The sequence below is a fragment of the Paenibacillus sp. FSL R10-2788 genome, from assembly GCF_038003885.1.
In the GTDB taxonomy this organism is placed as follows: domain Bacteria; phylum Bacillota; class Bacilli; order Paenibacillales; family Paenibacillaceae; genus Paenibacillus_AQ; species Paenibacillus_AQ odorifer.
This window is the reverse complement of record NZ_JBBOQA010000001.1, coordinates 5,648,228-5,661,880: the sequence shown is the minus strand read 5'-3', so window position 1 is coordinate 5,661,880 and position 13,653 is coordinate 5,648,228. Positions and strand designations below refer to the sequence as shown.

General features: G+C 46.1%; 10 protein-coding genes, 1 tRNA gene and 1 pseudogene. 8 read left to right on the top strand and 4 right to left on the bottom strand.

Annotation, left to right across the window (positions count from 1 at the left end; genetic code table 11):
• Window positions 1–53 precede the first annotated feature (53 nt).
• Window positions 54–155: pseudogene (locus tag NSQ50_RS25205) on the bottom strand (carbohydrate-binding protein); the annotation flags it as partial.
• Window positions 156–167: 12 nt separating this feature from the next.
• Complete coding sequence (locus NSQ50_RS25200; protein ID WP_081387018.1) at window positions 168–2,021, bottom strand: glycosyl hydrolase family 18 protein; 1,854 nt, start codon at window positions 2,019–2,021, stop codon at window positions 168–170.
• Between the two features lie 512 nt (window positions 2,022–2,533).
• On the opposite strand from NSQ50_RS25200, the gene NSQ50_RS25195 reads away from it, so the two are divergent.
• The 4 genes from NSQ50_RS25195 to NSQ50_RS25180 all read left to right on the top strand — a co-directional run bounded on the left by NSQ50_RS25195 (window position 2,534) and on the right by NSQ50_RS25180 (window position 5,543).
• Window positions 2,534–3,058: an NfeD family protein gene (locus tag NSQ50_RS25195; RefSeq protein ID WP_256718601.1), complete on the top strand. Its 525-nt coding sequence runs from the start codon at window positions 2,534–2,536 to the stop codon at window positions 3,056–3,058.
• A complete protein-coding gene (locus NSQ50_RS25190; RefSeq protein ID WP_036686962.1) occupies window positions 3,058–3,993 on the top strand; it encodes an SPFH domain-containing protein in 936 nt (311 codons plus the stop codon). The genes NSQ50_RS25195 and NSQ50_RS25190 overlap by 1 nt, the downstream gene beginning before the upstream one ends.
• 102 nt (window positions 3,994–4,095) lie before the next feature.
• Window positions 4,096–4,551 (top strand): cupin domain-containing protein, encoded by a 456-nt coding sequence (locus NSQ50_RS25185; RefSeq protein ID WP_036686965.1) that lies wholly within the window; start codon window positions 4,096–4,098, stop codon window positions 4,549–4,551.
• A 155-nt stretch (window positions 4,552–4,706) separates the two neighbouring features.
• Window positions 4,707–5,543 (top strand): aldo/keto reductase, encoded by an 837-nt coding sequence (locus tag NSQ50_RS25180; protein ID WP_076225256.1) that lies wholly within the window; start codon window positions 4,707–4,709, stop codon window positions 5,541–5,543.
• A gap of 113 nt (window positions 5,544–5,656) precedes the next feature.
• On the opposite strand, the gene asnB is transcribed toward NSQ50_RS25180, so the two are convergent.
• A complete protein-coding gene (gene asnB / locus NSQ50_RS25175) occupies window positions 5,657–7,501 on the bottom strand; it encodes an asparagine synthase (glutamine-hydrolyzing) (RefSeq protein ID WP_076099465.1) in 1,845 nt (614 codons plus the stop codon).
• 144 nt (window positions 7,502–7,645) lie between these two features.
• On the opposite strand from asnB, the gene NSQ50_RS25170 reads away from it, so the two are divergent.
• Together NSQ50_RS25170 and NSQ50_RS25165 are read left to right on the top strand one after the other, a co-directional pair.
• Window positions 7,646–8,002 carry a hypothetical protein gene (locus NSQ50_RS25170; RefSeq protein ID WP_036686975.1) on the top strand — a complete coding sequence of 119 codons (357 nt, stop codon included), beginning with the start codon at window positions 7,646–7,648 and terminating at the stop codon, window positions 8,000–8,002.
• Between the two features lie 209 nt (window positions 8,003–8,211).
• A tRNA-Arg gene (locus NSQ50_RS25165) sits at window positions 8,212–8,285 on the top strand.
• Window positions 8,286–10,498: 2,213 nt separating this feature from the next.
• On the opposite strand, the gene NSQ50_RS25160 is transcribed toward NSQ50_RS25165, so the two are convergent.
• Complete coding sequence (locus NSQ50_RS25160; RefSeq protein WP_076225255.1) at window positions 10,499–11,407, bottom strand: serine hydrolase domain-containing protein; 909 nt, start codon at window positions 11,405–11,407, stop codon at window positions 10,499–10,501.
• Window positions 11,408–11,851: 444 nt separating this feature from the next.
• Between NSQ50_RS25160 and NSQ50_RS25155 the strand changes: the two genes are divergently transcribed.
• On the top strand, window positions 11,852–12,865 hold the full coding sequence (locus tag NSQ50_RS25155; RefSeq protein ID WP_076225254.1) for a LacI family DNA-binding transcriptional regulator: 1,014 nt from the start codon (window positions 11,852–11,854) through the stop codon (window positions 12,863–12,865).
• 24 nt (window positions 12,866–12,889) lie between these two features.
• A complete protein-coding gene (locus tag NSQ50_RS25150; protein ID WP_076101013.1) occupies window positions 12,890–13,639 on the top strand; it encodes an alpha/beta hydrolase in 750 nt (249 codons plus the stop codon).
• Window positions 13,640–13,653: the final 14 nt, after the last annotated feature.

Genomic DNA, 13,653 nt, shown 5'->3' with positions numbered 1-13,653 from the left:
TACCTCCAAGGGGGGGATAATGTTATTTAGGGAACGCTGCTTCCTGCATGACTTTAATTGAGCTTCCAAAGAGCAGGTGTGGTGGCTGGCTCCCAGCCCTGAAGTGAAGTGTGGGGCTGCAAGCAGGTATATGTTTTTCCGTTGTAGGCGACGACATCACCTGTTTTTTACGCAACGCCTGTTCCCCAGCTAGACCCTTCCGAAGTAGGTGTAGCGGTAGGCAAAGGAGTTGGCGTAGGTGCAACGGTTGCAGTTGGCGTTGGCGCGACAGTAGGCGTAGGTGCAACGGTTGCGGTAGGCGTTGGTACTACCGTAGGTGTTAAAGTTGGGACCACAGTTGCAGTTGGCGTTGGTGTCGCTGTTCCGCATACGCTGATGAATTTCCAGACCCCATCAGGTCCGCTAAGATCAGGACGATCCCCTTGCGTCCACCACTTGGCTTCATAGACTGAGCCATTGTAGGAGACACGCTGTCCGCCAGTGTATACGGTTGTTGCACCCCAGGCCGCTGCCGAACATTGTCCCGGTGTAGGCGTTGGGGTTGGCGTCACGGTTGCAGTTGGGGTTGGCGTCACGGTTGCAGTTGGCGTTGGCGTTGCTGTTGCCGTAGGAGTTGGAGTTGCCGTAGGTGTTGGTGATGTGGATGGTGTCGGTGTCGGCTGCACCACTCCGCCACCAAGATCGGCGTTTAGTTTGTTGGTTAATGTTTTGTTCCGGTCACCACTTGTTTCCCAGAACATGACACCTGCAAGACCCTTGGACTTCAGGTAGCTGATCTTGTGGCCAAAGGATTCTACGTCGTCATAGCTGATAAAGGTTTGATTTGTTGGATTATAGAGATAAGGCACTTTGGATGTATCATTCCAATAGCGGGTATAGCCGTTTTTGTTGATATAATTAGCTTCGAGATCATAGAAATCATAGCTGCCTTTTTCCCATGTTCCTGTTGGTGAGATGCCAGCGGATACCTGATATTGGCCGTTTCCTGAAGCCGGAGCTCCGCCCCAACCACGACCGTAAAAAGCCATGCCAAGTACAAGCTTGTTCGCAGGTACACCATTCGCAAGATAGGAGGTTACCGCTTTATCGATGTTAAAATTTTGCGGTTCGGTTAAGCCCGAAGCGGAAGCTGCGGGATCATAGTACAACGGAGCATTATGTCCGGTGGTGGTGTTCCAGCTCCCATTAAAGTCATAGGTCATAATATTGATCCAGTCGACAACGGAAGCAATGCCGGCCAGGTTATTGTTGTTGATATACGTTGGGCCTGCCCCGGAAGCAATGGTCAGCAGATAGGTTTTTCCATCCGCCGCGCCGGCTGCATTTAGCTTTTCGCGAACTTTTTGCAGCAGCAGTACATAGTTTTCTTTATCTTCAGGACGGTAGCTATTGCCTGCGAGTCCACCACTTACTGGATATTCCCAGTCGAGATCCACGCCGTCCATCTTGTATTTTCGAATAAAATCAACCGCGGAATTGGCAAAAACCTCACGGGTCGCAGCTGTCGCAGCTACATCCGAGAAACGGTTCGACCAGGTCCAGCCCCCAACGGAGATTAGGGTCTTCAGGTTCGGGTTCTTTTCCTTCAGCTTCCATAGCTGCTTCAGGTTACCTTTGATGGGATCATCCCATTTGTCATCCCCGAAGCTTTTTCCAGTGTCAATCCAAGGGTCACCAAGAACAATCGTACCGTTCGGAACGCTGATGGCTTGGCCTTGTTCATTCTGGCAAGACCAGGTCACCGGATTAGGGCCGGTGGGGTCGGGATTGCCATGAATGCCATTCCAACAAATATCCGCAAAAGCGTAGTTAATGACATTCATTTTGGTAGGATCGATATCTGTTACATTGTAAGCACGCCCGTAAGCGGCCCATGAAGCGTAATAACCAACCAGTTTGTAATCCTGTGCGGCGTTGGCTGTTTTGGGACTGCCACCCAGGGTGGAAAAGAGTGTCAGAACAAGCGCGGCGATCATCGCAATTGCAAAGGTTTTGCGTGAAGCTTTTTTCGTGAAGATCATTGAATTTCTACCTCCTAGATTCAAAGTGTAGTTCGAAATTCTTTTCGGCAAGATGTCCTGACCTTCACCTCCCGTCGGTTGTAGTGCACCATCACCCTTGGCGTCCCTATCATTCTATTGAAGTTCAATTCGTAGATTCAGCAGCAAAAAAGCAGCGGTCCAAATCAAGCCTTACCCAATCAGTAAGCGCTTTCTTTTATGCTTTTTGTGTGCTGCTGTTTCATTGATTTTAAAAGATGTAACATGCTGTGTATGGTTTGAATGAATAGAGGAGGATGTTTGGAAGTTGGATAATTAGGATGAATTAGATATAAATGGGTGATGGTAACTCTTATTCTCAAGCATAGCTTGCAATTGCGCTAGGGATAAAATCAGGTGATATAGGGGGAGAATTTTCTAATTTATAGTGACTCGTCAAAAAGTGAACCCTTTTGGATTTGTATACTCGCCTTTTATCAAGAAACTCATGAAGAAACACATAACCACCGATGTAATGAATATAAATTATATACATGCCTGAAATATTTTTTTATGGAACTATGCAACGCATCGATGTTTCTTTTCGTTATAGTAGTATCATACGGAAGGTGGTGGGCTCACCGATGGTTGTGTGGGTGTTTTGGCTGATCGCAGCCGGTGTCCTGTTTGTTGTAGAGATGATGACGCTTACTTTTTATTTATTGTGGCTTAGTATTGGTGCTTTGGCCGCAGGTTTGGTGTCGCTGATTGTTCCCGAAGCCATTTTGTTTCAGGTGGTCCTTGGATCACTGGTCGCACTTGGTCTGACTATATTCTCGAAACCACTGGTTTCTAGATTTCGCCATTCACGTGGGTTCAAGGATACAGGTACAGAAATCATCGGTAGGCAAGGAGTAGTTGTTGAGCCGATAGAGCAGGGACGTTACGGGCAAGTGAAGGTAGGCGGAGATACGTGGAGCGCGACCTCTGAACAGTCTCTAGGCAAGGATGAGGTTGTAAGAGTAGTGAAAAGAGGCACGACGATTATCGAAGTAGAACGATGGGGGGAAATGAACTAATGCAATGGGCAATTATCGCAATTATTATTGTAGTGGTCGTAGTTTTTGTGGCATTAACAGTCAAAATCGTACCACAGCAGCGGGTAGGCGTAGTGGAAAGGCTCGGTAAATTTAATCGTCTGCTGACACCGGGGCTGAACATTCTGATTCCTGTAATTGATCAGGTGCGCACCTACCATGATTTACGGATTCAACAAGCAAATGTACCTCCGCAAACGGTAATTACAAAGGATAACGTGCAGGTGCAGATTGATACGATTATTTTCTACCAGGTGGTTGGACCAGAGGAAGCTACTTATGGTATTTCTGATTATGTCTATGGGGTAAGAAACATTTCGACGGCAACGATGCGGCAAATCATCGGTAAGCTGGAATTGGATGAGACCTTGTCTGGACGGGAAAAGATTTCGACGGATATCCGTCTTGCTCTCGATGAAGCTACTGAGAAGTGGGGCGTACGGATCGAGCGTGTGGAAGTTATCGATATCAAACCGCCGTTGGATATTCAGGAAGCGATGGATAAGCAGATGAAAGCAGAGCGGAGCAAACGTGCCATTGTTTTGGAAGCGGAAGCTGCCAAGCAGGATATGATCCTGCGCGCTGAAGGGGATAAACAGAGTAAGATTCTAAAAGCAGAAGGCGATAAAGAAGCGCGTATCCGTCAAGCAGAGGGTTCACGGCAGGCGCAGGAACTGGAAGCACACGGTGAGGCTAAAGCGATTCAAGCCGTGGCAGAAGCAGAAAAATCACGCATTGAGCTGATTCGTTCAGCAGGTCTGGATGAGCAGGTGCTGGCTTATCGTTCCTTCGAGGCTCTGGCTGAGATTGCCAAAGGCCCTGCTAATAAAGTGTTCTTGCCAACTAGCGCTGTTGAAACGCTGGGAAGTCTTGGAGCGATTGCGGAAGTCTTCAAAGCGAGCAAGGACAGTAAATAGATTTTACAATTCGAGCTTATTCCGTTAAAGTAAAAAGCAAAAACAACCTTATGCATATGAAGCTATTGTTGTTCATGCTAACTTTGAAGGAGAGAAGCTACTGTGACGCAAAAAGAAATTTCACCGCTAGTTGAACTGCTTGGATTACAGCCTCACGTTGAGGGTGGTTGGTACAAAAGACTTTGGAATTCGGAATTTGAAATTTCGCAGGAAGTGTTAGGCGATAGCTATTCTGGATCACGTCATTCGGCATCTTCAATTTATTTTCTGCTTCACGAAGGCGAACAATCTGATTGGCATACTGTATTGTCCGATGAAGTTTGGTTGTGGCATTCCGGTAGTCCAATCGTGCTTAGTCTCGGAGGTAATGGAGATAAGCCTGAGGATGTGCAGGAAGTTATTCTGGGTCTCGATATTGCTGCAGGCCAGCAGCCACAAGTGGTTGTTCCAGCGGGAGTATGGCAGGCCGCGCGTTCGTTAGGCAAAGAGCCGACGCTGGTATCCTGTATTGTTTCTCCTGAATTCCATTTTGATGATTTCAAACTAATTGAGAAATAAAGAAGAGCGGGGGCGCTTACGCCTCCGTTTTTTTATAAGGATTTGGGGAATGATGAAGCCATCTGCTATACTTTTTATGGTAGTGTTTGCTTCTTAAGTGGGTAAAAAGGTTAAGTATGTTTAACGAAATAACAATAAGCTTGGAGGGTTAAGCGATGAGTGAATTGAATGCACCGTTCTCGGGTGGTCCTACTTTAAATGATGGGGTGACCATGCCGTGGCTGGGTCTTGGCGTGTATAAGACTAAAGATGGCGAAGAGGTTATTCATGCGGTCAAAACCGCAGTGGAATTAGGATATCGAAGTATTGATACGGCAGCCGGATACAATAACGAAGAAGGCGTAGGACAAGCTATTCGTGATTGTGGAGTGGCCCGGGATGAGCTGTTTATTACGACTAAAGTACGAAATCCTGATCAAGGTTATGAGTCTACGCTAAAAGCGTTCGAGGATAGCCGGCGCAAGCTAGGTCTGGACTATCTGGATCTGTATCTCATACACTGGCCGGTGGCAGGAAAATATCGTGAGACATGGAAGGCCTTAATTCATCTGCAAAAAGAGGGCCTCATCAAATCTATCGGCGTGAGCAATTTTCAGGTTCATCATCTGAAAGATATCATCGAGGATACCGGAGTGGTACCAGTGGTGAATCAGGTGGAATTCCATCCGCTGTTGACTCAGCGTGAGCTGCTGAAATATGCCAATGAACAGAGCATTCAGCTTGAAGCATGGAGTCCATTAATGCAAGGGAATCTTGATCTACCGCTCTTAAACGAGCTGGCTGAGAAGTATGGCAAGACCCCTGCTCAAATTGTACTTCGCTGGGATTTGCAGCAAGGTGTCATTACGATACCTAAATCCGTACATGCGGATCGAATCAAGGAGAATGCGGGGTTCTTTGACTTTACGCTTAGTGATGAGGATGTCAAAGCTATCGAGGGCTTGAACAAAGACCATCGATTTGGCCCGGACCCGGACAACTTTAACTTTTAAGGATCGTTCAGATAAGATCGTAGAGTAATTATTGCAAATACAAGCCAAACAGCAAGTCCCCGTATCCGGTGACTTGCTGTTTGGCTTGTCGATTATCTCAGTTCTCTACGCGCTTATTGGATGGAGACGTTATATTTACGCAGCCAGAGATCCACTTGGGCGAGGTAAGCAAACAGCTGAGGACCGGACATGAGCTGGCCGAACCAAGGCAGATTGGTTGAGGATTCCGGAGAAGCGGCGATCTCACGGATTTTGGCAGCATCAATTAATGGAAGTATGGGTGAAGTAGAGTCATCCAGAATGTTTAATACCTGAGTTCGTACCGCATTTAAATAGGCAGGATTATGAGTTTTGGGGTAAGGGCTTTTTTTGCGGTAGAGCACATCGTCTGGAAGAATGCCTTCAAGAGATTTACGTAAAATCCCTTTTTCACGGCCCCCCAGATTTTTGATTTCCCACGGAATATTAAATACATATTGAACGAGTCGGTGATCACAATAAGGAACACGTACCTCTAGCCCTGCACCCATGCTCATTCGGTCTTTACGGTCTAGCAGAGTAGGCATGAAGCGGGTGATATTCAGATAGGACATTACGCGCATTTGTGCTTGTTTTCCCGTTTCTCCATCCAACTTCGGAACTTCAGCCACCGCATCGCTATATCTGTCACCCAAATATTCCAGTGGACGAATCCACTCGTTAATTTCTGGGGAAAGTAGACTTGCACGCATTTTCGGAGCAACTGACCAAGGAAAAGTGCCTGAGGAGAGCATTTCCTCACGGTGGAACCAAGGGTATCCGCCAAAAATCTCATCCGCAGCTTCACCGGAAATAGCTACTGTCGCGTTCTTTTTAATCTCCCGGCAAAATAAGTACAAGGAAGAGTCCACATCGGTCATCCCTGGTAAATCCCTAGTGTACAAAGCATTATCCAGCGCTTCTACAAGCTCCGGGGTATCGAACGAGATGTAGTGGTGGTTTGTATTCAATTCATCGACCATTCGTTTAATCCACGGCCCATCTGCTCCCGGCTGGAAAGTATGACTTTTGAAATGTTTGTCGTTATCTACATAGTCTACGGAATAAGTATCCACTTGTCCCTGACCATTCCGGTTGTAGTAATCCACTGCAAGTGCCGTCAGCGCACTGGAATCCAGCCCTCCCGACAAAAGAGAGCAAACAGGGACGTCTGAGACCAGTTGACGTTCGAGTGTATCTTGGAGCAGTTCACGCACCTTAGCGGCTGTCTCTGCTTCATTGTCAGTATGCTTTGCGCTCTCCAGCTTCCAATAGGCATAACTGCGCAGACCTTCACGGCTATAGATCATAGCATGACCTGGACGAAGCTCTTGCATATCCTTATAAACACCATGACCCGGTGTACGCGCTGGACCGATGATGAAGATTTCTGCGAGACCTTCAGGACCCACAATTGGTTGTACCTTAGGATGCTGCAGCAACGCTTTAGGCTCTGAGCCAAAAACTAGCACATCATCAACCTTGCTATAGAACAGGGGTTTCACACCTAAACGGTCACGTGCAAAAAAGACTTGGTCGCGAAGACCGTCCCATACTGCAAAAGCAAAGATTCCATTGAGCTTCTCTGCGCAATCCGGGCCCCATTCGATATAGGAATGCAGCAGCACCTCTGTATCGCACTGGGTGCGGAATTGATGCCCTCGCTGCTTAAGTTCTTGTTTGAGTTCGAGGGCGTTATATAATTCGCCGTTGTAAACAATCGCGTATACCTGTTCCTCATGGCGGGTGATCATGGGCTGGGCACCGTTCTCCGGATCGATAACGCTAAGTCTGCGGTGACCGAAAGCACAGGGGCCTGAGATCCAGGTTCCGGCTGCATCGGGGCCGCGGTTTGCTAAAGTTTCAGTCATTTTGACCAGCAGCTGCGAGTGCTGAGTGAGATCTCCGCGCCACTGGATAAATCCGGTTATTCCGCACATGATGGTTCATCCTCTCTTTTGTGCGATTGTTGTCCTTACTTTTTTGCCAAGTAATACAGATATATGCCGAAGGAAGGCATAAAATGTATGTCCTTATCCGAACACTAGGGGAGAGGGGAATTTGCCAGGAGGGAAGGATGACAGGTGTATTATATTAAAGACGCCAAAATTCGCAGAATGATGGAGTACGATGGTGCGCCTTGTGCAGAAGTGGGTGTTTTGCCGGGTGCTGTTAGTGATCCTGCGCTTTTGGTGTATATCGTTGAGGATCGGCGTGAAGAAGGATATGAGATTGTCCGTATTCTGACTAATGATGCTGATACCTCTACCGATTGGTTTGATAACAATATGCATGACGCTTTTCAAGATGTGACCTCGAGTGCATTTACAGGCAGCAACTTCATGTCGCCAGAAGATGAGCATTCCAAGTTTCAAAGAGAATTACTCACTTTTGGGGATTTGAAAAAGCAGCTGGAGAAGCGTTTTCGAAAGCTGGAGTAAATAACGAAGGCTTGTAAAGTGTACACTGGAATCGCTGAAAAGGACGGCAGAAATGCCGTTCTTTTCATTTCCTGTGGTTACGCTGACGTGTGAAAAAACCACACCGAAAACTCTTTTATTATTTTTCTAAGTTGTTTTGACTTGAAAAATCCGCTGAATAAGGTATAATAAATATCGTTGCGTCAATACATAGTATTTATTTCTTATATGTCCCGGTAGCTCAGCTGGATAGAGCATGCGCCTTCTAAGCGCACGGTCAGGGGTTCGAATCCCTTCCGGGACGTCAATTAACAGCCTTCCTTCGGGAAGGCTGTTTTTGCGTGCGCGAGTTTTAGTTCGAGGTCACACACGGGATACCTTTGTCTTCCTTCTTGAACTAAACGTCGAAATTCGAGTCATCGTTGAACATTAAACTTCAAACGACTAGATCACATTTGTACATACGCAGCAGCTATCCGACTCAGAGGACCTTAAATGCTGAAAAGTATGGGATTTTCGATGTTATCGGACTCCATTATCGCTATTGGTATCAAACGTGCCCCAAAAGAGCCGCTTTCTCAGGAATAGCTGCACTGGAGTCCGAAACGTTGTTCAAAAGACGATAAATGAGCAAATAAGGTCATCTGAGTCCGCGAGCCTCCTCAGCAACAGAAAGTGCTGGTTACTTGGTGTGATGAGCTACTTGTAGGCGGTGGAGAATTACGGTTTGAGCATCGATTGGTGTGAACGCTTGGGCGTGTTTAGCTACTAATCATCGTTGAACATCAAACTTCGAACATCTAGACCACATTTGTACATTACGTAGCAACTATCGGACCCAGATGACCTTAAATGCTGAAAAGTATGGGATTTTCGATGTTATCGGACTCCATAGTCGCTATTGATGCCAAACGTGCCCCAAAAGAGCCGCTTTCTCAAGAATAGCTGCAGTGGAGTCCGAAACGTATCTCAAAAGGCGATAAATGAGCAAATAACGTCATCTGAGTCCGCAAGCCTCCTCAGTCTCAGCAAGTGCTGGTTACTGGTGTGTTGAGTTACTTATTTTGCACATACCCAGCTGCTATCGGACCCAGATGACCTTAAATGCTGAAAAGTGCGGGATTTTCGATGTTATCGGACTCCATAGTCGCTATTGATGCCAAACGTGCCCCAAAAGAGCTACTTTCTCAGGAATAGCTGCACTGGAGTCCGAAACGTTGCTCAAAAGGTGATAAAAGAGCAAATAAGATCATCTGAGTCCGCGAGCCTCCTCGGTCTGAGTAATGCTGGTTACTTGGTGTTGTGCCTCTATTGTTGTTGACTGCATGGCGAGTTTGATGGTGGGGACTTACGGTTTGAGCATCGATTGGTGTGAACGCTTGGGCGTGTTTAGCTACTAATCATCGTTGAACATCAAACTTCGAACATCTAGACCATATTTGCACATACGCAGTAGCTATCGGACCCAGATGACCTTAAATGCTGAAAAGTGCCACATTTGCGATGTTATCGGACTCCATCGTCGCTATTGGTGCCAAACGTGTCCCAAAAGAGCCGCTTTCTCAGGAATAGCTGCACTGGAGTCCGAAACGTTGCTCAAAAGGCGATAAATGAGCAAATAAGGTCATCTGAGTCCGCGAGCCTCCTCGGTCTGAGTAATGCTGGTTACTTGGTGTGTTGAGCTACTTATTTGTGTACATACGCACCAGCTATCGGACCCAGAGGACCTTAAATGCTGAAAATTAAGGGATTTTCGATGTTATCGGATTCCATCGTCGCTATTGATGCCAAAGGTGCCCCAAAAGAGCTGTTTTCTCAGGAATAGCTGCAGTGGAGTCCGAAATGTTGCTCAAAAGGCGAAAAATGAAAAAATAACGTCATCTGAGTCCGCGAGCCTCCTCCTCAGTTTGAGTAATGCTGGTTACTTGGTGTTGTGCATCTATTGGTGTTGACTGCATGGCGTGTTTGGCGGTGGGGACTTCGGGTTTAAACGGTTTGAGCATCGATTGGTGTGAACGCTTGTGCGTGTTTATCTTCTTATCATCGTTGAGATCAAACTTCGAGCCTCTAGACCGCATTTGCACATACGCAGCAGCTATCGGACCCAGATGACCTTAAATGCTGAAAAGTGCCACATTTGCGATGTTATCGGACTCCATAGTCGCTGTTGGTGCCAAACGTTCCCCAAAAGAGCTGCTTTCTCAGGAATAGCTGCACTGGTGTCCGAAAGGTTGCTCATAAGACGATAAAAGAGTAAATAACGTCACCTGAGTCCGCAAGCGTCCTCAGTCTCGGAAAGTGCTGGTTACTTGGTGTGTTGAGTTACTTATAGGTTTTGGGCACTTACGGTGTTGGGCACTTACGGTGTTGGGCACTTACGGTGTTGGGCGCTTACGGTGTTCAGCACTTATCGTCGTCGAGCACCAAACTCCGCGAGCCTCCTCAATCGCTAATCGCCGAAGAATGTAAATTACCCATTATGCGCACGCTAACCTCAAGCCATAAAAAAGACCGCTCCTAAAGAAGCGGCCAGATTTCCTCCCAGACGATATCCAGGATGCCCTGCATGTTATCTTCCATGCTGTTAATTGCAATGACTGCTTGAGCATCCGGCACCACAAGACAGAATTGTCCATGAGCGCCATCGGCACGGTAAGCGTCGTGGGAGCAGAGCCAGAATTGGCAGCCGTATCCTTCTCCCCAGTCGCCGTTTCCATCATTGTCGATCTGTTTTTGTGTAACAAAATCGATCCATGCTGCGGGGATCAGTTGCTGGCCCTGCCACTTTCCTTGCTGTAAAAGCAGCTGTCCAAACCGGCTTAACTCTTCCGTGTTAATCTGAAGTCCGGCACAGCCAAGGGTTACCCCTTGAGGTGTTGTTTCCCAATCCACATTGTTTATACCCAGAGGTGCAAACAAACGAGGTACCAGATAATCCTTTACGGTTTGCCCGACGCGGGCTTGCACCATTGCAGAGATCATAATGGTATCTCCGCTGCTGTATGTAAATTTCTCTCCGGGAGCTCTGTCTAAAGTCAGAGATAAATAATGCTGCACCCAATTTTTATCCTTCAAGGCTAATCTCTCTTCAGCCCAAAATGGAGGGGAGTCGTGCCCTGTACTCATTCGCAGCAAATCGAACAAAGTTATATCTCCGGGCTGCATGGAAGGAAGTGTTTGTTTAAGAGGAGAGGCATACTCCGGAAAAACATCTCTAAGCGTTGTTTCCAGTGTCAGCTTCCCTTCATCAATGGCAAGACCTACTGCCATACAAGTAAAAGACTTGCTGACGGAATGCTGCAAGCGCCGAATATCCTCCGTGAGATCCAGCTTTCCCACAAGGTTACCGTTTTGAAGCACACGAACATTGAAGATATTGAGGTTTCGTTCACGAGCCGTAGCTGCGAATTGAGCCATGTTCAACATAAAAAGAGTCCTTCTTTCTCTTGATATTCCTAGCTAGGATAGCGAAGTGACAAAAAGAAAAACTAGAAAAACGAGTGGAAACGTTTTCTGTTAAAACGATAAAAATCACTAAATTGATGGTATTCCATTCTTATTTTAAAGTCAATAAAGTAAGGAAAACTATTGTTTGATATATAAATACCAATTACTTCTAATTTCTAGATTGAGTAACTATAGACTTATTGTAATTTTAACCAAATAAAAAGTGATGAATCACAATTTTTTTTGTGTTTTTAGTTGACTTATAAAAATTACCTGTTCATAATGGACGAAGTAAGCGGAAAAAACGCGCTAAGGACTCAAAATGATGTCGTGGGAAACGTTTCCCATCATTTCATGCGTTTCCACAACCTGATTTTCATCGGGTGAAGGGGGGACTCATCATAGGAGTGGAGCAAGGTAAATATGAATATCAAAGATATTGCAAAGCTATCAGGCGTGGGTATCGCCACAGTCTCCAGAGTAATCAATAATAGCGGTGTTGTAAGCGATACAACTAGAGCTAAAGTAATGGCGGTTGTTAGAGAACATAACTATATTCCAAATGGTAATGCGAGCAACTTGAAAAAGACGCGATCTAATACCATAGCGCTAATGGTAAAAGGGATCTCAAACCCGTTTTTTGCAGACATGATCAAGGAAGTTGAACGCCAGGTGAACCTGCGGGGATGTCCGCTTATGATCCAGCATGTAGAAGATGGAGTAGATGAGATCGATATCGCTCTACAGCTTGTAAAAGAAAAAAATCTATATGGCGTAATTTTTATGGGCGGAACGTATGATCATTCCGAAGATAAATTCAAACAATTAAAAGTTCCATTTGTTCTGACTACCATCACGACTACAAAAGAAGTCGATCCTGCTGTTTTTTCAAGCGTGATCATTGATGATCTTCAGGAATCTTATAAGGCTGTCAGCTATTTAATCTCATTAGGACATCGCAATATCTGCTTTTTGGCCAGATTTCCTCTGGTACAAAATACGACAGGCAACCGGCGGCTTATGGGATATATCAAAGCGCTTGAGGAGCATGGAATTGAGTACGACCCTTCAATGGTAGAGGATTGTGAATATAGTCCAAGCTCTGGCTTTACAGCTACCAAACGTCTGCTCAATAAGAAAAAAGATATCACTGCTGTTTTTGCTGCATCAGATACGATTGCCATTGGGGCTGCTAAGGCGTTATTGTCTTTGGGCTTATCAATTCCAAATGATGTTTCGATTATCGGATTCGACGGGATTGAAATGGCAGAATATTATCATCCATCTCTGGATACGATCAGCCAACCCGGAGTGGATATGGCGAAGGCCAGTGTTGAAATTTTGTTTGACCTGATCACAGGTGATTCGCAAAACAAACATATGGTATTCGAATCCGTACTGGTTAAGCGGGGATCTTGCAAGAAAATAAACAAATGAATAAGAACGAAAAGGAGATAACTCATGGCATTATTAACAGTTGAGACAGGCTCTCCTACTTTGAGAATGACAACGACCATCAGTATTATCTCCCCCGTCGATTCAGGCAACATGTCTGGAGGAACGCTCTACCTGCTGCATGGTGCTGGTGATAACGCCAGTACTTGGCACAGGATGACTACTATTGAGCAGTATGCAAGTCAATATGGTTGTACAGTCATAATGCCGCAAGTAAACAGGAGCTATTATACAGACATGGAGTACGGACTGGACTACTTCCACTATGTGACCCATGAGCTTCCCGAGCTTTGTGGCCGAATGATGAGGTTGGATGATAATCCGCAGAAGACGTATATCGCTGGTTTATCGATGGGCGGGTATGGCGCTCTGAAATGTGCACTTACCTATCCCGAGCGTTACAGCAAAGTGGTTTCGTTATCAGGAGTTACCGATCTCCAGAAACGATTAAACGATCCGCAAATGTCCAAGGACATGGCGAGGGAGATGGCGGGTACTTTTGGAAAACGCTTACAAATTAAGCCGGATCAGGATCTGTACGCTTTAGCCGCTAAATTGGTCGACGATAAACGTAACCTGCCTTCGATTCTGACTTGCTGTGGTTCGGAAGATCCGTTTGTGGAGATGAATCGGGAATTCGCAGCTCACCTGGAGACGACCCCTTATGAATTTCAGTATGTTGAGACCCCTGGAACTCATGAATGGCGATTCTGGGAGGAGCATCTGAAGACAACCTTTGATTTCTTGTACAACTAAAAGACATAAGCAGA

Excerpts from the sequence above, each read along its gene's own strand:
- NSQ50_RS25155 (WP_076225254.1), top strand. The coding sequence starts at position 11,852 with ATGAATATCAAAGATATTGCAAAGCTATCAGGCGTGGGTATCGCCACA.
- NSQ50_RS25180 (WP_076225256.1), top strand. The coding sequence starts at position 4,707 with ATGAGTGAATTGAATGCACCGTTCTCGGGTGGTCCTACTTTAAATGAT.
- NSQ50_RS25195 (WP_256718601.1), top strand. The coding sequence starts at position 2,534 with ATGCCTGAAATATTTTTTTATGGAACTATGCAACGCATCGATGTTTCT.
- NSQ50_RS25190 (WP_036686962.1), top strand. The coding sequence starts at position 3,058 with ATGCAATGGGCAATTATCGCAATTATTATTGTAGTGGTCGTAGTTTTT.
- NSQ50_RS25160 (WP_076225255.1), bottom strand. The coding sequence starts at position 11,407 with ATGTTGAACATGGCTCAATTCGCAGCTACGGCTCGTGAACGAAACCTC.
- NSQ50_RS25200 (WP_081387018.1), bottom strand. The coding sequence starts at position 2,021 with ATGATCTTCACGAAAAAAGCTTCACGCAAAACCTTTGCAATTGCGATG.
- asnB (WP_076099465.1), bottom strand. The coding sequence starts at position 7,501 with ATGTGCGGAATAACCGGATTTATCCAGTGGCGCGGAGATCTCACTCAG.
- NSQ50_RS25150 (WP_076101013.1), top strand. The coding sequence starts at position 12,890 with ATGGCATTATTAACAGTTGAGACAGGCTCTCCTACTTTGAGAATGACA.